Source organism: Vibrio sp. YYF0003 (assembly GCF_036350715.1).
In the GTDB taxonomy this organism is placed as follows: Bacteria; Pseudomonadota; Gammaproteobacteria; order Enterobacterales; family Vibrionaceae; genus Vibrio; species Vibrio natriegens.
Genome location: NZ_JAZDWA010000003.1, coordinates 340939 through 362911 on the forward strand (window position 1 = coordinate 340939; position 21973 = coordinate 362911).

Annotated in this window: 18 protein-coding genes and 1 pseudogene; 1 reads left to right on the top strand and 18 read right to left on the bottom strand. The window is 39.8% G+C overall.

All coding sequences use genetic code 11. The features are described from left to right. Positions 1-15: 15 nt before the first annotated feature. The 18 genes and pseudogenes from V1U08_RS11875 to V1U08_RS11960 all read right to left on the bottom strand — a co-directional run bounded on the left by V1U08_RS11875 (position 16) and on the right by V1U08_RS11960 (position 21133). Positions 16-2181 (bottom strand): polysaccharide biosynthesis tyrosine autokinase, encoded by a 2166-nt coding sequence (locus tag V1U08_RS11875; RefSeq protein WP_330470648.1) that lies wholly within the window; start codon positions 2179-2181, stop codon positions 16-18. Between the two features lie 89 nt (positions 2182-2270). Next, the gene (locus V1U08_RS11880) at positions 2271-2714 is read right to left on the bottom strand and encodes a low molecular weight protein-tyrosine-phosphatase (RefSeq protein ID WP_330470649.1); all 444 of its coding nucleotides are present in this window, start codon (positions 2712-2714) and stop codon (positions 2271-2273) included. A 75-nt stretch (positions 2715-2789) separates the two neighbouring features. Continuing rightward, a complete protein-coding gene (locus tag V1U08_RS11885) occupies positions 2790-3926 on the bottom strand; it encodes a polysaccharide export protein (RefSeq protein ID WP_330470650.1) in 1137 nt (378 codons plus the stop codon). Between the two features lie 254 nt (positions 3927-4180). Next, the gene (locus V1U08_RS11890) at positions 4181-4381 is read right to left on the bottom strand and encodes a hypothetical protein (RefSeq protein ID WP_330470651.1); all 201 of its coding nucleotides are present in this window, start codon (positions 4379-4381) and stop codon (positions 4181-4183) included. Positions 4382-4923: 542 nt separating this feature from the next. After that, complete coding sequence (locus V1U08_RS11895) at positions 4924-6882, bottom strand: polysaccharide biosynthesis protein (RefSeq protein WP_330470652.1); 1959 nt, start codon at positions 6880-6882, stop codon at positions 4924-4926. Between the two features lie 198 nt (positions 6883-7080). Further along, positions 7081-7629, bottom strand: a complete 549-nt coding sequence (locus tag V1U08_RS11900; protein WP_330470653.1) for a sugar transferase — start codon at positions 7627-7629, stop codon at positions 7081-7083. After that, positions 7626-8588, bottom strand: a complete 963-nt coding sequence (locus V1U08_RS11905; protein ID WP_330470654.1) for a UDP-glucose 4-epimerase family protein — start codon at positions 8586-8588, stop codon at positions 7626-7628. The genes V1U08_RS11900 and V1U08_RS11905 overlap by 4 nt, the downstream gene beginning before the upstream one ends. Further along, on the bottom strand, positions 8585-9037 hold the full coding sequence (gene pssE / locus V1U08_RS11910) for a PssE/Cps14G family polysaccharide biosynthesis glycosyltransferase (RefSeq protein WP_330470655.1): 453 nt from the start codon (positions 9035-9037) through the stop codon (positions 8585-8587). The genes V1U08_RS11905 and pssE overlap by 4 nt, the downstream gene beginning before the upstream one ends. A gap of 1 nt (position 9038) precedes the next feature. Then, positions 9039-9506 carry a PssD/Cps14F family polysaccharide biosynthesis glycosyltransferase gene (gene pssD, locus V1U08_RS11915; RefSeq protein WP_330470656.1) on the bottom strand — a complete coding sequence of 156 codons (468 nt, stop codon included), beginning with the start codon at positions 9504-9506 and terminating at the stop codon, positions 9039-9041. A gap of 5 nt (positions 9507-9511) precedes the next feature. Further along, entirely contained in the window at positions 9512-10591 is a 1080-nt protein-coding gene (locus V1U08_RS11920) for a glycosyltransferase family 4 protein (protein WP_330470657.1), read from the bottom strand. Further along, positions 10588-11448 (bottom strand): glycosyltransferase family 2 protein, encoded by an 861-nt coding sequence (locus V1U08_RS11925; protein WP_330470658.1) that lies wholly within the window; start codon positions 11446-11448, stop codon positions 10588-10590. The genes V1U08_RS11920 and V1U08_RS11925 overlap by 4 nt, the downstream gene beginning before the upstream one ends. Beyond that, positions 11442-12275, bottom strand: coding sequence for a hypothetical protein (locus V1U08_RS11930; protein WP_443089734.1), 834 nt, complete (start codon positions 12273-12275; stop codon positions 11442-11444). The genes V1U08_RS11925 and V1U08_RS11930 overlap by 7 nt, the downstream gene beginning before the upstream one ends. A gap of 498 nt (positions 12276-12773) precedes the next feature. Next, the gene (locus V1U08_RS11935; protein ID WP_330470660.1) at positions 12774-13907 is read right to left on the bottom strand and encodes a polysaccharide pyruvyl transferase family protein; all 1134 of its coding nucleotides are present in this window, start codon (positions 13905-13907) and stop codon (positions 12774-12776) included. Next, entirely contained in the window at positions 13904-14983 is a 1080-nt protein-coding gene (locus tag V1U08_RS11940) for a nitroreductase family protein (protein ID WP_330470661.1), read from the bottom strand. The genes V1U08_RS11935 and V1U08_RS11940 overlap by 4 nt, the downstream gene beginning before the upstream one ends. Next, complete coding sequence (locus V1U08_RS11945; protein ID WP_330470662.1) at positions 14983-16311, bottom strand: flippase; 1329 nt, start codon at positions 16309-16311, stop codon at positions 14983-14985. The genes V1U08_RS11940 and V1U08_RS11945 overlap by 1 nt, the downstream gene beginning before the upstream one ends. Before the next feature lie 458 nt (positions 16312-16769). Further along, entirely contained in the window at positions 16770-17735 is a 966-nt protein-coding gene (locus V1U08_RS11950; protein WP_330470663.1) for a Wzz/FepE/Etk N-terminal domain-containing protein, read from the bottom strand. Positions 17736-17870: 135 nt separating this feature from the next. Beyond that, positions 17871-20270, bottom strand: a pseudogene (locus V1U08_RS11955) (SLBB domain-containing protein); the annotation flags it as partial. A 344-nt stretch (positions 20271-20614) separates the two neighbouring features. Further along, positions 20615-21133 carry an outer membrane beta-barrel protein gene (locus V1U08_RS11960; RefSeq protein WP_330470665.1) on the bottom strand — a complete coding sequence of 173 codons (519 nt, stop codon included), beginning with the start codon at positions 21131-21133 and terminating at the stop codon, positions 20615-20617. Between the two features lie 557 nt (positions 21134-21690). Between V1U08_RS11960 and V1U08_RS11965 the strand changes: the two genes are divergently transcribed. Then, positions 21691-21912 carry a hypothetical protein gene (locus tag V1U08_RS11965; protein ID WP_330470666.1) on the top strand — a complete coding sequence of 74 codons (222 nt, stop codon included), beginning with the start codon at positions 21691-21693 and terminating at the stop codon, positions 21910-21912. Positions 21913-21973: the final 61 nt, after the last annotated feature.

Genomic DNA, 21973 nt, shown 5'->3' on the forward strand with positions numbered 1-21973 from the left:
ATATATTTCAACTCATTAAACTTTATTACTTGAATACTCATAGTTGTAATACCCATAGCCATAAGAGCTTGAAGCTTTTTTCTCGGTTGCGTTAAAGATAACGCCTTTCACCTCAATGCCTGATTGCTCGAAGCGATTGCGCGCTACATCTATTTCTTTTGCTGTATTCTGACCAAAGCGAGCAACCATTAGGGTCGTCCCTGCAAAAGCACCGACAATACTTGGGTCTGTCACGGCTAACACTGGTGGAGTATCGAAGATCACCAAATCATAGTTTTGGCTTGCCCATTCAACTAGTTCTTTAAGTCGAGGGTGCATTAATAACTCTGAAGGGTTTGGAGGAAATTGACCACGAGTAATAACGTCCAAGTTCTCAAATGTGGTAGCTTTGACTGCTAAGCTAGTATCAATTTTCCCGCTTAATAGATCCGATAAGCCATTTTCCGCACTCACTCCTAACGAGTGTTGTAAGTGGCCCTTACGCATATCTGCATCAATCAGCAATACTTTTTGACCAGTTTTTGCTGTCACTGCCGCGAAGTTAGTTGAAATAAACGACTTACCAATGCCTGGAGCTGGTCCAGAGATCATTAATACGTTGTTTTTGGCTTCCATCATTGCAAAGTGGAGGCTGGTGCGTAGCCCGCGTAGTGCTTCAATAGAAAGATCTGCTGGATTAATCTCTGCCAATAATGACTGCTCTTTGCTTTGCTTTTTACGTTTAGCTTTATTGGCTATATCAAGTTGCAACACTGATTTTGGTACACTGGCGTATACTGCTAAACCAATTGCTTCGATCTCATCCGGAGATTCCACACCTTTATGAAGTGCAGCCTTAACGAGTACAAATGCAACACTCAGCATCCCACCCACTAAAATCGCTAACACAACAATTAGCGGTTTTTTCGGCTTCACAGGTTTAGCATAAGCTTGCGCGTTATCAAGAATACGTACATTACCCACTGTACCCGCTTTAATAATGCTCAGTTCCTGCACTTTATTCAGTAGTTGAATGTAAATTTGTTGGTTTACTTCAACATCACGCGTCATGCGCAGTACTTCGCGTTGAGTTTTTGGTAACTTTTGAATTTGCTGATTTAAACGCTCTTTTTCACTTAGCAACGTTACTCGCTTATCCAGTAAAGATTTGTACGCTGGGTGATCTTTGGTAAAGCGCTGACTAATCTCGCTCTCTTTGAAGGTCAGTTCGTTCAACTGAGCTTCAAGCTCAACCATTACTTTAAGCGTCGACTGAGCTTCCAACCCTAAGTCGATAGATTCGTTAGCCTGACGAAATTGATTCAGAGAATCTTCTGCTGTCGTTAAACTGTTCTTGATATCAGGTAAACGCTCTTTTAGAAAAACCAAGCTTTTTTCGGCTTCTGCTGACTGTCTCTCTACATTTTGTAGGAAGTAAGTTTGGCTAATATGATTCAGGATATCGGTGATCTGGGCACGGTTTTCACCCGTAAAACTTAGTTGCAATATTCCAGTCTGCTTACCACGCTCACTAATCGAAAGGTTTTGCTTTAGCCACTCAATCGCATCTAAACGGCTACGCTTAGAGATGTTAAATTCTTGACCACTATTAGCGTGGATTGAAGTGACAAACAGCTCATAACCATTGTTCTTAGACAACTTCCCAGCTTTTCCTTCCAAGACCACCTGATCATCTTCACGAATTAACTGATAAGTTTGTTTTTCAGCGTCGACTAACACTAAACGATGCTTTAATTCCATTGCGAAGTCAGGCATTACATAACGACTGACCGCAACCTGTTTAACTTCGCCTGACATACGTGCCAAGCCTTTACCTATAACAGGAAAGTAATCAGGCGTAACCACTGTGGTTAAGTTAAACTTATCAACCGTGTCGCCCAAGATCATACGTGATTTGATGATCTCTATTTCTGTCGTGGCAGACGACTCTTGGGCGAAAAGTTCACCCATGTCTCCAACCAAAGAGCCAATTCCGCCTGTGTTTTTAGACTCAATTTGCAGTAGTGAGTCCGCTTTATAAACGGGCGTAGATAGAAGAGCGACAGCTACCCCTCCGACTGCAAATAAAAAGGTGGTGGTTAAGATGATCCATTTCGCGTCTAACAAGATGCCAAACAGCTTACCTAAATCGACTACGTCGGAAGCGGCTTCAGCAGAGGGTCTTTGTTGTGGTGTTGTCATAATCGATGCTAATTCTTATTTTTAAACAATCGCTCCTAATGGAACAATTGGGTAGATAACCTTAAGGGTTTAATTCGGTGAGTTAAGTGCTATTTCAACTTTGCCGCCCAAGAGTGAGCAGATTCTTCGATAAGCTTGTGTGCGTGAACAAACGCCTCTCTGCTCTGACGATAGGGGTCTGGGATATCAATTTGCCCAGACCATTGACCAAATAGCATCGTTTTCCCTCGAGCTTCTGGCGCAATCTCGGTCAACGCTTCTTTATGTGCTTTTTCCATTACAAGAATAAGATCATACTGAGCACACAACTCCGAGGTAAGTTGCTTAGCCTGATGGTCTGTTAAATCCAAACCATGCTCAGCAGCTACTTGCTGAGCCATAGAGTCTGCTGGTTTACCAACTAAGCCACTCTTTTGGGCGGCAATGCCTGAAGAGTCTACCGTTTTATTTGGTAATAGTTTTTTGAGAATCGCCTCGCCTGTTGGAGAACGGCAAATATTCCCAACACACACGACTAAGATCTTGTTAAACATGAATCACGCCTATAGTGAAAAAAGGTCTAGAATAATCCGGTACCAAGTCGGGTGGGACCTGGTACCACTTTTGCTCTATGGCCAATTTCGAACTCGTAACACCCCTTCCGTCAGCTCATTAAAGCCAGAGATTGTTGGGATAAGCTGAGTGACAACTCGGTTCCAGCGTGTAATCGGCGCTGCAGTCACGTAAACCACATCATAAGGCTTGAGATTAAATTCAGTACCTACTACAAGTGCAGACGCATCTTGAATGTTTAACTGGTAAATATCGGCCATACGCTCAGACTTATTGTCGGATGTACGTATCACAAACACACCAGTCGCATCAGCAGAAAGCTGGTCAATACCTCCGACATTACTCAATGCTTCAGTTAAGCTCATCCCAGCTCGATCAATTTTCAATAGCTTAGGGCTATTTACTTCGCCCATAACAAAGACTTTTTGTCCATCATTACGTGGCACGTGAATAATATCACCGGCTTCTAGCAAACGGTTTTGAGTTAGATCACCGCGTTGCATTAAGGCATAAAGAGAAATTGGTTGTTCTTCGCCGTTTCGAGTTAAAGTGACGTTTCGCCAGTCAGCGTTTTCTGCTAGACCGCCAGCGCGGTTCACTGCGTCTAATATCGTTAGTGGGATATTGGTAATAGCTTGTTGACCCGGCAGGCCGACTTCACCTGTCACATAAGCTTTTTTAGAGCGAAAAGCCGCGACGTTAACATCAACCTGAGGGCTCTCAATATACTTCGCAAGGCGAGCAGCAATATCAGCACGAATCTCACGTACCGTCTTTCCTGCCACTTTAACTACGCCAATATAAGGATAGAAAATGGTGCCATCAGCATGTACCCAGTTACCAGCCTCTGAAGCGCTTCGGTAAGAACCCGCAGGAATGGTTAGCTCTGGGTGGTCCCAGATCGTCACGTTAAGGATGTCACCCGCCCCTACTCGATATTCATATTGGGCAATCTGTTGATCAAGCTCAGAGTTGGCTTTAGAAGAAAAGTTGGTCATTCCACCGTAGGTAGCGACTGTCTTAGCATTGAGTGTATGCAGATTAACGACTTCGGAAATGTCAGCCTTCGGATTCGCCTCAATGAGAGTTACAACGTTTTCACCATTTGGAGACAGATGCGAGCCCGGCAAGGTACAGCCAACTAACAAGGTGGGTGCTAGCATCACTAGCAATAATTTTGATTTCAGTTCCATGTAAGCCAAATCATCAAGAGTTGAAGAGTATCAGTGGGTGATCTTACAGAAAATACACCTACATCAGCTATAGTTAAGTAAAGGCAAGGCTGAGCGCCATCTAAAGTTTTGAAGCTCATCGAAAAGAGTCTTCAAGACGAGCCATAAGTAATGGGGTTTAAATGAAGGAAGTAGTTTGCATTAGTTCTCACCGAAAAGTTTACCAAGAATTTACATTAATTGATATTTTTCAAAATAATGTAAAAACACTAGAGTCAAGCTTGTTTACACGGGTTCCATGTGTAAATATTCAGCGTGTAAACTTCTTGAGACGCTACCGCCCATTGGCTGTACGCAAACCACATAGCGCTAAACTCATCACCAATATCAAAGTTGGGTTTGAGTTTTACTGACGTTTCTGTTTTTAAGACGCTGAAAAATAGCGCCAATTTCTTATAGTTTTCAAGCGCAAACATTATCCATATTCAGCTCAAGATCACAACACCTTTTCTTGATGCACAAAAATTTCGGTTTCCAGAGCCCCTATTGAGTTGATATATCTCTTCATGGTAATCCCTACCGAAAACACCTCTGATATACAGATATACTCTGGACTTTCCACACGGCATTTTGTTGCTCTAAAGGTAACGAAGAGATAGTTTGTGATTTGTATTAAAAGGAGTTCAATTGAGTCGAATTATCTTGTGAGGTGGGATTTACATTGTAATAGCTGACTCGAATTATGGTGCTTACTGGAGCTAGACTATTCGGATAGGGATTGGGGAAGTAAGACTAATATAACAATTATGATTTTAATATTGTTCGCATTTCAATATCTTATCTCGTGCTTTCAGAAGTAAGAATAAAATACGCTAACTAGCAAATAAGTTAACAAATTACATTAACTTCTTATACCGAGTGTTGTTCTCGGTATAAGGTAAGAACGTTTTTGAATAATAACCGCAAGTACTTTCTGTTTTTCAACTAAAAGCCTTAAAGTGGGCAAATCATTATATGACTAAGCATTCACAATATTATTAGGCTCAGTTGATTTAACTAAATGCAATTGGCTTATCTGATTTTGATTCCAAACCAAATCACCAATACCATCTGTTGGATTAAACCCCGTTGGCGCTTCTAACAGTAGCTCTCGTATACGCTCGTGGTCCACTCCATGGCATGCTAAATCCAGTTTATCAAGTAAAGATTCATATTGATTTAGAGGTAAGTAGGTTTCATGAGCCGTCATAATACGCTCATGCGCTGTTTTCTTGACGTTATCGCCAATTAACAACTCTTCGTACAGTTTCTCACCGGGTCTTAAGCCAGCAAACAGTATTTCGATATCACCGTGAGGATTAGATTCGGATTTCACTTCGAGACCAGAAAGGTGGATGAGGTTAGTAGCAAGATCAGTAATTTTAACCGACTCTCCCATATCTAAAACAAATACATCTCCTCCCTTACCCATTGCACCCGCTTGTATCACTAGTTGTGCCGCTTCAGGAATAGTCATAAAGAACCGAGTAATTTCTGGGTGTGTGACGGTCACTGGTCCACCCGCTGCGATCTGCTTTTTGAACAAAGGAATGACCGAACCAGAAGAGCCTAATACATTACCAAAACGTACCATGCAGAATCGCGTACCATTGGTTTTCTTACTTTCCTGTTCCGCTAATGCTTGCAAGCCAAGCTCTGCCATGCGCTTCGTAGTGCCCATTACATTGGTCGGACGAACCGCTTTATCGGTCGAAATCAATACGAATGACTCAACACCTGCTTCAATCGCAGCACATGCGGCATAGTACGTACCATAAACATTATTACGCACACCTTCAACGACGTTATACTCAACAAGAGGAACATGCTTATAAGCGGCGGCGTGGTAGACTGTCTGAACTTTGAAAGACTTCATCGCGGTTTCTAAACGATGACGACGCTGAATGGAGCCTAGCAACGGAATAATATCGCAAGTCAAACCATGCTCTACTTTCAACTGGTTCAGCTCTCTATCGATTTGATATAAACCAAACTCAGATAACTCAAATAAGACTATTGACGTCGGATTCTGCATTACTATTTGACGACATAGTTCAGAACCAATGGAACCACCCGCACCAGTGACCATCACCACTTTATTCTTGATATTGGCTTCAAGCAATATTTGTTGCGGTGCAACTGGATCTCTACCTAGTAAGTCTTCAATCGCAACGTCTTTCAACTCATCAATTTTTGCTTTACCGGAGACAATGTCTGTCATATCAGGGACAGTAAGAACCTCAACTGGTAACTTAGCCAAATCATCCAGAATCAACTTACGGCGAGCACGAGTTGCACTCGGTACAGCAAGCAAAACTTGAGAAACATCATGTTTATTAATGAGTGGCATAGCTTCGTCTAAAGCAATTACCGGAAGCCCCAGAATCACAGTATTCGTTAGAGTAGGATCTTTATCGATAAATGCTCGTACTCTATAATCACCAGAGCTACGAAGCGCGTTTGCTAACTGACGCCCACCGGATCCAGCACCGTAAATTAATACTTCCTTGCTTTGATGTGGGTAGCTTTGAGCAACAAGAGAACGCACAACAAGTCGTGAACCACCACATAACAACGCCAAAAATGCACCATAAATAATTGGCACAGTTCTTGGAAAAGGGTCGCTCATATAAAAACTAAGCGCTGCAAGAAGTAAAGCTGATACAAACGCCCCAGCACTCACCACAAACAACGTTTGAAAAGTTAAGTAACGCAGCACTGCACGGTAAAGACCTAAACGTGTAAATACCACCACTGTCACTACTGCCAAAGCAATGAAAAGCCCTAAGACTGAAGGTTTTGAAAAATACTTGACGTCACCTAGTCGAACTAATAACGACAAGTGAAGTGCAATAAAAATCAACCCCATATCAATCAGTACGCTTACTGTACGCTTGCTCGTACGGGATAACTGCCAAAGAAATTGTAGACGTTGCATATAGTAATATTATTTTTAGTTATTAAAGATAAAAGAAAACGTTGCCGTCCATCTTATTAGTATAGTAGTTAGACTTTTGGAAAAAGGTCAATATGACTTAGCGAAGATTATAATTAGACCCCTGCCACATAATTTGGGGATTCATCCAAAAAACGGACGAATAACCAGTGGCCCTTTTGAGGCTCACTTCATCTAACTCTATTTCACGGCATCACCAGCACCACTACCGGTTGCAGTCATCAAGATATACTTAAAATAGTCTTTTACGGTCAGCGTATCTATCATTCGCTTGTCCGTTTGAGCGAGCAATGTTGGTGTAGACATATCAATATTTTGCACCTGAGCTAATCCCGTAATACCTGGTAAAACATGATATACACCTAAAGCGTCACGCTCCGCAATCAACTCTTCTTGATTGAAAAGATTCGGTCTTGGTCCTACAAGACTCATTTCACCTTTTAATACATTGATAAGCTGAGGTAGCTCGTCAATCTTAGTTTTGCGCAAAAACGCACCCAACTTAGTGATGGAAGTGTTACTCGCCAAATGACTAGCAACTGATTTTGTATCAACAGACATGGTGCGAAACTTAATCAGCTTAAATGATTTTTTGTTACGCCCTACACGCTCTTGCACAAAAATAGGAGAGCCAGTATCAAACAGACCGATAATGGTCACAACCAGCAGTACAGGCCATAAAAACAACAGACCAAAAAAGGCTGCTAAAAAATCTAAAATACGGATCATGATTCACCACTATTTTTATTGGATTGTAGAAACGCTTCTGCAGTTTGTTTGAAGCCATCCTGCAAGGTTTGAGGCGGATTCCAACCTAAGGTTTCTTTTGTATGAGTAATATCAACTTGTAATGAACCCGTTAGCCTATCCACAACATCTGATTTGTTGAATAGTTTACCTGCTAACTTGTACAGCCAAACAGGGACTGGCATTTGCCATGTAGGCTTCGCTAGAGCAATTGTCATTTCACTCACCATCTCTGAAGTAGACACATCATGATCATCCGACACTAAGAACACTTGGTTGGCAGCCTTCGGGTGATCAATACAAGTGATAATCAAATCTACCAAATTATCGACTGAAACCAGGCTGCGCTTGTTATTGGTAATACAACCAAACGGAAGCGGTATACCTTTTGAGACTAAATTCATCAATGAGGCGAAATTGGCTTTCACCCCAGGTCCATAGACTAGCGTTGGACGGATTACGACAATTTCTAAACCAGTTTCATCAGATAACTTCAACAGTTCTAACTCGGCTTCTGATTTGGATTGCCCGTAATAGTCTTGAGGTGAGTGAACATCTTTATGTGTGAACGGTCGTTCGTGGTTACTCGACTCGCCGTTAACTTTTATACTACTGACAAAGATAAATCTTTTTACACCAAATTTTGCTGCTTGCTTAGCTAAGTTAACTGTCCCATAGGTGTTAACCTCGCGGTACTCCTCACGTGGATCTGTTGCGTTGTCTTCCATGACATGAACACGCGCAGCTAAATGAACAACAGTATCAATATTACACAAAACCTCAGAGTAACTAGTACAGCCATCGATATTATGTTTATAAAACTGAGAACAGGGAAAACCCGCTGGTAAATCTCGTCCTAATACTTTAACTAATGAAAGATCTAGTCTATCGAGTAGCTTACTGCCGATAAAGCCTGAAGCGCCTGTTACGAGCACATTCATTTTAGTAACTCCCGGATGATACTATGGCCAAAAAACTTCTCACAACGATATGGTTCGAATCCAATATCTTTAGCCTTATTTATACAGTCTCGAATTTCATCTAAATCAAAGCATGACATCGCAAAGTTATTATCTTGGACATATTTGGCGAGTTCAAGCTGATGATCATCAGCTCGTGTCAAGTTTGGCACAACAATTAGTTTCTTATTGTTTTCAAGCATGGAATAAACTGAGCCAGCTCCTGCATGGGTAACAATTAAATCAGCAGCGTCAACATATGACTGGAAGTTCTGACTAAACTGAAACGATTTAAAATTCTGGGGAGTATAATTTGAACTAGATGAAATTTGTGCAATGATGCTAACAGTCTTATCACCTTCAAATAAATTATCCATAGTTTTTATCAGCTCATCAAACGCTGTCGTTCCAACTGTGACTAATATATTCATTCTAAAATCTACCCACGTACTTTCCGTAAGGAATTGAGTCCTTTAATTCTACATTCTGTATAAATATGTTCTTTGTCAGATATTTCATCACCTTTGTAGTCATAGTTGGTGAATAAAATTTGGACCACGTTTCGAAATGGATAATAGAGCAACCAGCCAGCTTCGCTGCAATCCCGACAAAAATCGCCACACCGGGTCCAAAAGAAACCAAGGTAGAAATATTGTTACTACGTAAGAATTTGTGTGCTTTCCGTATATTGGATATAAACTTTATCGGTGAAACCACTTTCCCGGAATACTTATCTCTAAACGGTTCCAAAACCAGAAATGCTTTACACCAACCTGGGGCTTTCCCTTCATCTGTAATACCATAAAAGTCAGCATTTTCATCTTGAGCAAAGGTCTGGTAAAACCTATTTGCTTGCGCTCTATGCCCACCACAGCCAAATACAATAGCGATTTTTTTCATTTACTTTACCTATTACTAAAACGGGTCTCAAACACACGGTAAAGATCTTCAATCACCTTACTAGAAGAGTAATTACTCGCAACATCTATAGCTAGCTTACTAAGTTGTAAATACTCTTCATCTGAGATTTCATTGGCTTGATTTAATACAACCTCTAGGCCTTTAACGTTACCTGGTTCAAAAGACAGTTTACGCATACCTAACGTGATGTACTCTCCTGTTGCGCCTGTAGTCGAGGATAAAACAGGCACACCGCACATCATAGCCTCAATAGGTATTAAACCTAAGCTTTCAGAAGCTCGAGAAGGGAAAACCAAATAGTTAACTGAGTTATAAATTTCAACCAATTGATTTTGACTCATTCCTTGCAGCAAAGTTACCCCTGTCATAGAATCTACAATTTGCTTGAGTTGAGCTTCACAACTGCCGCTGCCCACTATTAGGAGCTTTGATTGTGGGTTGTCGCGTTGGCTTAAACGAAAACTCTCAAGAAGATCAAAAACGCCTTTATCTTCCTCAAGCCTGCCCACATACCCGAAAGTATACTCCTTCTTTATAGCAGGTAAGACATAAAAAATTGAAGCATCTACCCCTCCAGATGGGCTAACCACAACCTTTCCTTCTAACACTCCGTATTTTTCGAATAAAACGCTTTTGAAATAATCAGACGGAGAAACAACCAGTGTAGATATGTCCAATATTTTTTTTGAAATAATCACCTTGAATTTAGAGAAGACGCTGTCGTCCCCAGGAAGAATATCGCTTCCGTGAACATTAGACACAACAACAAGCTTTTGCTTTGGCTTAAATAACGATGCCAGTATAAGTCCAAGAGAAGAGTGAGATGTGTAATGAATATAGTGCACATCCCCTTCCTCAGACTTCAAACCAGAGACAAAAGCACTCCAAGTAAACTGCAAGTAGTTTGCGAGTTTACTTAGCCGGCTAGGACCACTATCAGACAAAGAAATCAAAGAAACCTGACAACCTCTACTTTTGAAACCTTCAAAAATATTCCTAACAAAAGTTCCCTTAAAGGGCTTATCTCTAGACGGGTAGAGATTTGATACAATTTTTATTTTCATCGTCTAAACTTACTTTGATATCTGCCCAGAATACATTTAACAAAAACTTTAAAATCCAAGTTTAAAGGGTATTTATAGCACTGCTCTTTGACAAAAAGACGAAAAAGAGAAATTCTAGGAAGTGAATTTGATGAATAGTTTATAATTCGATTAAATGTAAACACAGATATAGTTTTTTCTGTTAGTAAGTGTTCAATTTTATCTAACCAGAATATAGCAGGGAGAGGATCTACTGAAGAAGATATACGAGAGCCTTTGTCATAATCACTCATATACACTAAGACGTCGTTAACAAGAGTGAACCTTGCACCGTGAAGCTTTTGAGCTCGAATTATAAAGTCGGTATCTTGAAAACGTTTAAGGGATGGATCAAACATGACACGCGTTGCGAGCTCTGCCTTCATAAACAACGAAGAAGTTTGCATAGATTGCCTCTCGACAAGCAAATATTCATCTACATTTAAGTTATTATCAAAAGCATAATTGGGGTAAACTTTTTCGCGATCTAAAATCTTTGAATAGAGAATCTCATTGCCATCCACTCCATATCTTATACAGGATTCAATTTTATTCGGAGCCCACAAGTCATCAGAATCTAAAAATGCTATATAATCTCCAGATGACGCTTCGATCCCGGTATTCCTAGCTGCACCACCATGCTTATTGGTTTCATGTCGAATGTATTTAATATCTAAATCATAATCGTCGAGTTTAGCTTTAAGCTCTTCACTATCATCTGAGCAGTCATCGACGACAATAACCTCAATATTTTTGTATGTCTGAGCTGCAACGCTGTCAAGTGTACGACAAATTATTTTCGCTCTGTTGTAAACAGGAATTATTACTGAAACTAACATTTTACAACCCGTTGACTAAAGGTAAAACCTATCATTGATGCATACGCGACAGACAACATTCCTGAGGTCCAAACGTGCCCAAAAAATATTGCTATTAAAGTTAAGGCCAAATGTACATATAGCGCTTCCTTCCAAATTTTACCATTCTTTTTAGATGACAATATAATATAAGCAAAATAAATAGAAATGCTAACCACGATAAAAACACCAATCACTCCAGATAAAGTATATAAATCAAGTAAATCAGACTCTATTAATTGCTTTCCTAGCGTTGCTTTTGTACTATAGTAAAAGCCAGAACCAAAAATAACAGAAAAATACACTGACGATACAAGACCATGCTCATACAAATAGTTCATATACATTTCAAACCAAATTTCTCGACCAGAAAATATTGCATTAATAATATGATGACTATCTAATTTATATATAATTCTTTCTATCGTTGAAATACTCTGAACATTCTCTCCAAAATGATAAAAAAATAAAGCAAAAGCTGATATAGGAACAAATAAAATCAAACTAACTTTCAACGTAGAAAAATACTCTCTATTAATCAGCTTAGCATACAATGGATATATAAACATCGTCAGAGTAAGAAGCAGCACCGATGACTTAGTACCAATTAATATAGAAATAAAAATAGAAAAAAGTATAAAAATAGAACTTATAAATCCTCTGTCTTCACCTATTAGTCGACCATATATAAGAATAGTGAACAGTATAAATAATGCGCTCAGTTCGTTTCCAGCTACAAAGAATCCCTTAAATCCTGTACTTGTATTCGGATATGTATATCCACCAATCCCGAAAAAGCCTAGTGACACATTGAGAACAATTATCCAATATGATATGTACACTAATCGATAAAATGGCTTGTAACTATCTATAACATTAGAGTAATAATTGTAGAAATAATATATAAAAATCAAAAATGAGATGTACTTAAGCAAGTAATTCAATTCGATAAAAAAAAACTCTTGAGAAAGAAATAACGCTCTAAAAAATATTGGGAAAACAAACACTATCACTAAAGAAAAAAGAGATAAAATCTTATTCTTACATTTAAATATAACAACCAATGACATTAACAATATTAAAGACTTAATAGATAAAGATATTGGAAGGTGAATACCTAAAGTACCTATGAAAAAACCATTAATAGAGTCAAATAGCACATAAAAACAAACAATTAATGAAAATATCATGTCATTAATTTTGATTGACAAAATTCGCGAACGAGGTTTTTCTCTATTAGTCATTACTCATTACTCAAAACCACACAATCCAAAATTACGGCAAGCCTTAAAACCTGCCGGATAATCTTAGGTAATATTGTTAAACACTCTATCCCACATTGCATTGACTTTTTGTTTTTGTACTAAACTAGACTCTGAAATCGCAGACGCGACTTTCTGATGATAGTCATGATCCGTCAATAATTGGCTAATTAGCTGATCTGTGGACTCTTGTTCTGAAGTATTTACTAGGAACTCTGAGACGTTGTAGTCCTTTAGTAAGCATTGGTATTTGTGGCTCCATCCAGTGGCAATCACTGGCACACCTTGACTTAGAGCACTAACTAGCCCGTGGAAACGTGAACTTATAACGAGGTGTGATTGACCAATAACCCACTTAATTTTAAGGGGGTCTACAGGTTCTAAGATATCAATATCGATTGAGCATCTATCAGAAACTTGTTTCGCTAGTTTTCTATCCGCCTGGCCTTCATGCACTAACAAAAAAGGTTTCTTCCCACAAGCATCCACCTTCTCAATAGTTCGTACGAGGAAATCAATATACTCTTCACCTAGCTTGGTTTTTTCCAACATTTTTGTATTTGGAATTACACTAACTTGGTGTTTTTCTGGATTGTACTCATTAAAAGGAGTTCCTTTTACTAAGTTAGTAAAATCTGGACATTCCTGTAGTTCAGTGTTCCCGCAGATGGGTTTAGCAAAAGAGTAAGACTGCGGATCACGCGCAAATATAAGATCTGCGTTACTAAAAATATGTTGTGCACTTGTACGAGTTTGGGGGTTTTCAAAAGGACCCAGAGCTTGAGGAAGCAAAATAACTTTCTTTCCTTTATTTTTCAGCCACTTGATCGTTGTACCAAGGCGATAGTCTACCAGTTCAGGCCCCCACTGATCACCATACGAAAAGCCAGAAGCATCTAATACCACATCTATATCCTTAGATTTTACAATACCAAATACGTTGAGCAGTTTATTCGGCAGCAAACCGACTAGTGATCCGATGTTAATCCCGAACTTTCTTACACGAGCCTTCTGATACAGACCATGGTAAGCCCTTAACTGATAGTCGCCGTATGGTTCTACAGCAAAGCGAGCTTCTACTTCACGCTGCTTGAATTGCTCTATGATAGCGACAAGCATTAGCTCAGCCCCCTTATTTGGAAAACCAATACCTTTTACTTCTACAGTTATTTTACTCATTTGTAATTCTCTAACGTTGTTTTCATAACGGAAAGCGATTTTTTAGACGAGTAGGCGATGAATGACGTAGGGTCTGCATATCCTACACTAATCATCATCACTACTCTTTTGTGTTTAGGCAGCGCGATTTTGCTTCTTAACTTAATTTCATTTGCTTCATTTACAGGCCAATTAATAGGGCAACTACTCAAACCTATCGTTTCAAAAGCTAACATCAATTGCATACTAGCAAGACTAGCATCAATGTAGATGACATTTTTATCTGCCTCTGTTGGGTAACAAGATAGATCTCCCACAGCTAATATGAGACAAGGTACTTGATGGCTAAATCCTGATGTCCCTGCCGCAATACTTGTAACTTCTGGCGCAATTTTTGGGTCGTTGATAACTAAAAATTCAAACGGCTGTCTGTTACATGCACTAGGTGCTGTTTTTGCTAATTCAATTGCTTGATTTATTAGTTGCTCCGGGACAGCCTCTTCGGAGTACCAACGTACCGACCTTCTTTGTTCAAATAGAGTTCTTAGATCATCCACACTAATAGATGATTTGTTTGCTATATTAGCGCGTTGGTATGGCACATAAGCATTTTCGGAGTCTATTGCTTTATCTATGGCACTATATTTATTTCTAGCAAAATCAATCACCTCACTACTTCCGACTGTTTTAAAGTACATCGAAAGGATATCTTCTGCCCATTGTTTTTCTTCTCGACACCAGTTAGGTGAGTCGTAAGCACTTGCGAAAAGCTCAACTGTTTCAAGAATAAACGCCTCTCCAAAGATGTCTCTTCTTGTTTTCATAATTAGGCCTTTTTCCAATCGATGGATGTTTCTTCGTAACTGGGGGCTGGATTCGTTTACTGTATTTTTGTTTCGGTTAAACTCGACCCTACCAGACAGCACAGCACGTTGTTCATTCTTGAATGATCCATTGACAATAGAGTAATAGATGCTAGTAAACACTTTGTTTTTTGACGCAACTGTAATCCCTTTAGCTTGTAATATATTTATCAATCGTCTTATAGAACGTCTATTATCTACACTAATAAAATTACGAACAACACTTTTCATCATTACACTCTACTCTTCAAATTTTTAAAAACTCTTCTTACCGCACTAATAAAATTAAAACTTCTTGTCATAACAATGAAATAACTTCTAGTTCGTTTATTTAAAGCAAGAAAAAAATAATAAGCGATTAAATATCCCAAGACTGTTGCCCATGCAGCCCCTATCGCTCCATAACTGGGGATTAGAATTAGATTTAATACAACATTAGATAGTGCCGCTACAGTATGGTTTATTAATGAAAAATGATATATACCCTCATTTATAATCCACTTACTAAAAAGCGCCCTCGAGAATACAAATATTCCACCGAATACATGTATTGATAAAATAAGCCCTGAATCCGAATACTCTGGCCCAAATAATAAAACAACCAATTGATTTGCTAAAAATGCGATAAATATTGCAATCACAGATCCAACTATAACTAAGAAATCATTAATTTCTTGAAGTCTACCAGTATATTCATTTTTACTATTCTTTTTTGCTTTGATAAGCTTCGGAAAGTATGAAGCAGCTATAATGTTAGGTAGAAAGTACCATACTTCTGAAAGCCTGACCGCCACAGAGTATATACCAACCTCTTTATCTCCTTTCATTTCAGCCAACATGAACTGATCAATTTTCAGACAAATAACGCTAGCAATTGTAGAAAACAAAAGCCATTTTGACTTACGTATCAGTTGAATTGCATAATCGATCTGGATGCATCCTTTATCTGAACTAAATTTTGAGATTTTTAGAGCGACCATATACCAGAATGATAAAAATGTAGGTTCCAATATTGCGATATAAAAAAAGTAGTCTAGCGGAGAGTTAGAAAATATTAAGAAGCATTTTATCACAAAAAAAAGTATAACATTAATAACTCTAGCGAGAACCGCATACTTTGATTCAACCTTAGCTTGAAATAAAAAATCAGCTAAATAGAAAGCTGATGCCAATGCCGAAACTATAGTAAGCCTAATCCAATAACTGTCAATCGAAGAAACTAAAGATGAATGAGCAACGAAAAGCAAAACTACGGAAAAGAGCACTCCTCCCATAAATCTTACAAATATAGAAGTAGTTATAACATCACTTTTAGCCTTTGAGTTTAAGTACTCTTTAATAAAAATGGCGTTAACACCTATCGGCGACAACAATACGACCATACTATTGATACTTATTAATAAACTTAATTTACCAAAGTTATCTGGCCCTAAGTACCTAGCGATCAAAACATTGGACAATAATACAAGAAGGAGATTAATACCTTTCTCCGATAATAGCCATAGAATATTGCTATTTTCCTTAGATGATATAGATCGACTGATTATTAGTGGAATTTTCATAAATTTATTTAATTAAACTATAAATAAGGAAATACAAGATTACTAAGTTCACTAGTCCATTTAGGATTACGATAACAAGCAGATTTCTCTGCACTTCAACTGCCCAGGGGCTTGGCTATGTCAACAATAACTTTGGTGTACTTATCGTTAATGAACTTAATTGATATGGATATAGCAATTTACATCGTGAATCTAGGTTGTCAGCTATTATTACCACCGTATTGATTGTTGGCTAAGCATCTTCAAATCACTCAATATAATCATCTCATCACAAACGAGCACACCACAGATTTCTACTTGGATTTGGGTTTGCTGACATTTTAAAGCACTTTTATGGCTGTAATCCATTCAAAGCTGAACTTAATATCAAACTCTCGCATGACTTAAGATTAATCTTCTTCTTTTTGATACAGCCATTTTTAATAAACCATCGACACTTATCGTTGTACGCTACTTTTCTATGCTCTAAACGTAAACCGTATTAAAACTATTGCTAGGCCCAACATAACTCCCAGTAAAGTACCTATAATACAAAGTAAAGCTCGTTTAGGGCCATCTTTTAGCTCTGGTACTACAGCTGGATCTACAGTCTTGAAAACAAATTCTTCCTGAACCTCTGCCAGCATTAAGCTTTTTGTTTGTTCTTCTATGAGCTTGTAAAACGTGCTTTGCATATCGGCTACAGCGGTTTTCTGTAATTGCGTATTTAGGTAGTCTAGATTTTGGGAAGTTTCTGCGATAGTTCGTTCACGCATCACTTTATTGATATCTTCAATCAGCCAGTTAACCCATTTTTGAGCCACATAAGGAGAATAGTGTTTAATAGAAACTGTGTACAGGCCGCTTTCTTTATCTTGGTTTACAATAAGAACATCTTCAGTAAATACCTTAAAAGCTTCCTGCGCAGTAGGTTTTGCACCGCGAAGACCTTCTGGCTCACGTAACCACTCATCAGTATTTGAGTTATATGAGTCTTCATTTATGACTAACTTATTAGTAGCGATATCCCAGTCTTTTGCGGCCATCAACGGTACAAGTAAGTCATGCTTGCTAATAAACGCATCTACAAACTGGCGAGATTTCATTACTTGTACTGCAAGATCAGTTTGGGAAGTGTCACCTCCGCCGAGATTAACCCCTGCTAGTGCTGCTAACCCCCCGAGCTGGCCAGCCATTTTGGATAAACCACCACCGCTTGAGCTTTCAGCAGGAGCTAATAAAGCATCGGCTTTGTAAATATTTGGTAGGCTTAGTGCGTACAATACTGAGGCAACAGCAAAAATAAACGTTGTGGCGATGATGATCCACTTTCCTTTCCAAACGGCCTTGAACAATTCACGCAGATCTATTTCATCATCAGATATCGCGGGAGCTTGTGGAGGATATGGTAAATAGTTTGGTTGCGGCTTTTTTTGTGGTTCCATTGGATTAACAAGGTCCTAGGATCCTAGATTCTAGATCCTAGATAAAAGCTAGGTGCTAGGCATAGGATCGAGTTTAAATTGAATTACAGATTACGACAATTAGGTCCTAGGAAGCTCTCCTAGGACCTATAACCTTTATTTAAGCGCGTTGATCGCCACACCCGTTTGATACAAGATTTGTGTTGCGGCGGTCCAGGTGCTTAAAGCATCACGGTAATCGGTATCGATTGGTACAACAATAGTATCACCAGCACTTAGCTCTTCATTGTTGTTGCCAAACCAGTAGCCTGAAGTTGGATTGTAGACTGAGCCGTCGGCACGGACGACGAAGATGCGGTCTTCATCCGCTTGTTTTTTCGCACCGCCCGCTTTATTCAGGTAATCGTCTACATCCAGCTTATTATCTAGCAGATAGGTAATAGGAACTTGAACTTCACCCATAATCGATACTGTGTTACGGAATGTGGGAACAAATAAGAAATCGCCATCTTCTAACATAAAGTCCGCAGAACGCTCATCTTTAATAATACGATTGAGCTGAACAACCATACGGCCAAGTGCTTTGCTGCGACTAGCTTCCTCAACAAATTTCAGTGTTTTATCTGGATCAGAAATAACGGAACCTAAGTTGCTGTCGGCACGGAAAGTCTTCTTGGCTGTTTCTGCACGCATGTCAGCAGCATACTCGTTAAGTAGCTTCTGCTCTTGTAGTCGAAGTGCTTCACGAGTAAATATTGCCCCTTGAGGGTGAGCAAACTCGGTAAGGCCACCAGCTCGTTCAAGTAGCTCGCCTAGCGTCTCTCCTTGGCGAACTGTATAGGTGCCCGGGAAACGAACTTCACCCTGCAAAGTGACTGTGCTTTGCAGTTTCACGCTTGGTTTCTCTAAGATGTTCAAACGGTCACGCCCTGCGATAATTGTATCATCAGCAGTGTTACCTTGAATTGCTTTGCGAAGGTCGATTCGTTCTACATCAATATAAGCGCGTTCATCGACACTATTAATCACTGTACGAGCCAATTCCGCATTGATAGTAAATGCGTTATAAGTTAACCCACCAGCGGCTTCAACTAGAGCTGAAACTGTCATTCTTGGTGTAATTGGGTAACGGCCCGGATGTTTAACCTCGCCAAACACCTCCGTAATTTGCGGAGCCAAGCCAAGCTTAGACTGCTGCTGGAGTTGCAGAAGTACAGGCGCCAGCAAAGTTCGGCGAGTGTTTTGCTTCATTGCCTCAAAGTCTTCTTTCGTGATCTCTTTACCACGGAAAATGATCTTTGTTTGTCGAGTGCTGGCTTTTGACTTGCTATCTATCGCCGTCACCGCAACCAAAGGATTTAAGACATCTTGCTCTTGTTTAAGATCTTGCTGCGCTTGTGATTGAGCTTCTTCTAGTGTTTTTGCTTTGGTAACAACCTCGTCCTCAGCAAAGTTATCTAGGTCTTCATTATTAAAACGGTTAAAGACCAGAACGCGGTCGCGAGATTTTAATTGCAGGTTATCTTTACTTTCTGGCGATAAAATCGCTTTGGCTAGGTTAACTTGATGTACTTCTATATCTCGTTGAGGATTGATTTCTCGAACTACTACGGCGTAGTTTACATCTGCAGTTGAATTAAATGACGAGTCAACCGATTGGAATAAATCAGCGACTCGGATGCCATTATTCCATTCCACAAAGCCAGGATGGCGTACATCACCTTCGATTTGAACATATCGAGTCAACTCTTCGCTTTTCTTCAGCACGTTGACTTCATCACCTACTTTAACTTTCGCTTGTTGGTCTTGGGAATTCACAAAGTTCAGCGTTAATGCTTCTCGGCTACCTTCAGTACCGTAGCGTTTTATATCGATCTTTTCAAAGAAGGCATTAGCAGTAAAACCACCCGCCATTTGAATTAATTGTTTGTAGGTTTCACCCGGTTTTACTTCATAAATCGCAGGGCGGTTTACTTCACCATCAACTGAAACGGTTTGTGCAACCGAACCAATGAAGACTACATCTCCAGGTAACAAACGAACATCGTTACGTGCATCACCTTTCAGCAATAAATCGTACATATCAAGCTTGCGAATCACTTGACCATCACGTTTTAGCTGAACATTACGCAGAGCGCCGCTCTCACTAAAACCACCACTGTAGTAAATCGCCTGTGAGATAGTCGTTAATGCACTAACCGTGTAAGCACCAGGCTTGTAAGCATCACCCATGATAAATACTTGCATGGTACGCATTTCACCAAGGGAGATATCACTGCGTACACCAATCATCTGTTCCTGCACACGTTGGTTAAGTGAGTCGCGCACTTCGGAGAAGCTCATACCCGCAACCAGTACCGGACCTAGCGATGGAAAATTGATGATACCCGCACGGTTAACACGCAGACGATGAGTAGTGTTCTCTTTACCGAATAGCTGGATCACAATTTCATCACCCGCACCAATCGTATAGTCAGCAGGAACAGGGACGTCACTAATAGGAGCAAAGGTAGTTGGTGAGCCAGCAAATAACTCCAAACCGAAACGTTTCAGTTTTTGCTCTTCATCAGGCTTTAGCCAGTCAAATTGCTCACTGTCCATATCGGCTGCTTGTGGACGCTGCTCAATGACTTGTGGATTCTCATAGCTGGTTGATTGAGGGGCCCCTGAAGGCAGTGTAATACCATATTTACTTGCCAATGCTTGTTGCTGCTCGACTGGTAAGCTCTTAAACATTTGTAGCTGTTCTGGGGTTGGGTTTTGCGCCAAGGTGTATGGCGCAAACATACTGGCCAATACACAAACCGCAATGGAGAAATATCCTTTAAGCATGATCAATCGCTATAAATATTAATGAAGTGAAAAACCTAGACACAATGACCTAGGCACTAGGTCTTTAATTAAAATCGGTGCTGGAAGCCCAGTGAGACTCCGTTCAAGCGGACTTTATCTTCAGCCAAGCTGTCAATGAACTCAAAGACAACAGCACTTTGTTTATCGAGAGCGTAATGTGCTCCCATACCAAAGCTGAAGCCCTGATCTTTACCAGATCCAACATTCTGCTGATCGATTTGCACACTGGAGTAGCCAGCTAACCCATATAGGGCGACTCGCTGAGAAACTGGAATATTAAACTTGGCGAAGCCGCTTGCAATACTATCGACTGCTAGGCCACTATCTCGTTCGAGAGAAGTACCATAGCGGGCTTCTAAGGCAAGATAATCATTGAAGAAGTAGCCAGCTTGCGCTTGAAGAAGAAAAGGACTTCCTTCAGCTACTGAAGATGAGGAGGAGTGGTGATATTCGGCGTTAGAGTAACTCAATAACGCACCAGCATAAAAATTAGCCGAGGCAGAAAAAGAGCACAAGCCTAAACTGATTGCGCTCAACGCCCCTAGCCATGGTCGTTTGTTAATCACGTAATTGTTCCCTAGGTATCGACCAACCGCTGCGCAAATGCGAGCAGTAAGGCCTGTTAAACATCTCTCGCGTTCCACGCTACCGCCCTGCGGCACTTACGCGTTAGCCACTGTTCGCTGATTACCGATTTATTCTATTCGGTTTATTGATAGAAATACTGTTATTTAAGCCAATTTTTTGTGAATTTAAACCCAAAAATCATGATCTAAAGATCAAAACAAAGCTGCCAAATTATGCATGTAAAGACATTAAACGGCAAGGGGGCGAATGAGACCATAATGTAAGAATGGGATGCTCGCTTTTAGCAAAGAAAGGTGTAGATGGATCAGATTATAATAAAAGACAATTTCGTTGGAATGCGGAGTTTATTCTAGGATAGCTATTGTCCTTCTCCGATTTCCTTCTCCCTAGTTCTTTTATTTTCTTAAAATTAACAACCAAATAGATACGAAACTGTTTACATGCTGATGATTTTTTATCTAGAATAGGTTTTGGAGCATTAATTTATGCCCAAAACATCGATGTTTTATATACCGGATATAAAAAAGGATAAATAATGAAGAATACAGCTCTGGCTATTCTTATGGCTCTAAGTGCGTCAACAGCATTTGCAGCTCCTGAAGCAGGCACAACTGAAGGCGCATCTGCTCTTGCTAGTGGTGAAGTTGCGGTAGGTGTTGGTGCAGCAGCTGCAGCAACTGTAGTAGCAGTAGCAGCAACAGATAGTGACTCAAGCACTACAACTACTTCTACTTCTACTTCTACTACTTCTAACTAATAGATTTCAGTATCAAGTAGATAATCGCCCTGATTTATTCAGGGCGATTTTATTTTTAAGA

Coding starts and splice junctions, on each gene's coding strand:
- V1U08_RS11875 (WP_330470648.1), bottom strand. CDS start 2,181: ATGACAACACCACAACAAAGACCCTCTGCTGAAGCCGCTTCCGACGTA.
- V1U08_RS11880 (WP_330470649.1), bottom strand. CDS start 2,714: ATGTTTAACAAGATCTTAGTCGTGTGTGTTGGGAATATTTGCCGTTCT.
- V1U08_RS11885 (WP_330470650.1), bottom strand. CDS start 3,926: ATGGAACTGAAATCAAAATTATTGCTAGTGATGCTAGCACCCACCTTG.
- V1U08_RS11890 (WP_330470651.1), bottom strand. CDS start 4,381: ATGTTTGCGCTTGAAAACTATAAGAAATTGGCGCTATTTTTCAGCGTC.
- V1U08_RS11895 (WP_330470652.1), bottom strand. CDS start 6,882: ATGCAACGTCTACAATTTCTTTGGCAGTTATCCCGTACGAGCAAGCGT.
- V1U08_RS11900 (WP_330470653.1), bottom strand. CDS start 7,629: ATGATCCGTATTTTAGATTTTTTAGCAGCCTTTTTTGGTCTGTTGTTT.
- V1U08_RS11905 (WP_330470654.1), bottom strand. CDS start 8,588: ATGAATGTGCTCGTAACAGGCGCTTCAGGCTTTATCGGCAGTAAGCTA.
- pssE (WP_330470655.1), bottom strand. CDS start 9,037: ATGAATATATTAGTCACAGTTGGAACGACAGCGTTTGATGAGCTGATA.
- pssD (WP_330470656.1), bottom strand. CDS start 9,506: ATGAAAAAAATCGCTATTGTATTTGGCTGTGGTGGGCATAGAGCGCAA.
- V1U08_RS11920 (WP_330470657.1), bottom strand. CDS start 10,591: ATGAAAATAAAAATTGTATCAAATCTCTACCCGTCTAGAGATAAGCCC.
- V1U08_RS11925 (WP_330470658.1), bottom strand. CDS start 11,448: ATGTTAGTTTCAGTAATAATTCCTGTTTACAACAGAGCGAAAATAATT.
- V1U08_RS11935 (WP_330470660.1), bottom strand. CDS start 13,907: ATGAGTAAAATAACTGTAGAAGTAAAAGGTATTGGTTTTCCAAATAAG.
- V1U08_RS11940 (WP_330470661.1), bottom strand. CDS start 14,983: ATGATGAAAAGTGTTGTTCGTAATTTTATTAGTGTAGATAATAGACGT.
- V1U08_RS11945 (WP_330470662.1), bottom strand. CDS start 16,311: ATGAAAATTCCACTAATAATCAGTCGATCTATATCATCTAAGGAAAAT.
- V1U08_RS11950 (WP_330470663.1), bottom strand. CDS start 17,735: ATGGAACCACAAAAAAAGCCGCAACCAAACTATTTACCATATCCTCCA.
- V1U08_RS11965 (WP_330470666.1), top strand. CDS start 21,691: ATGAAGAATACAGCTCTGGCTATTCTTATGGCTCTAAGTGCGTCAACA.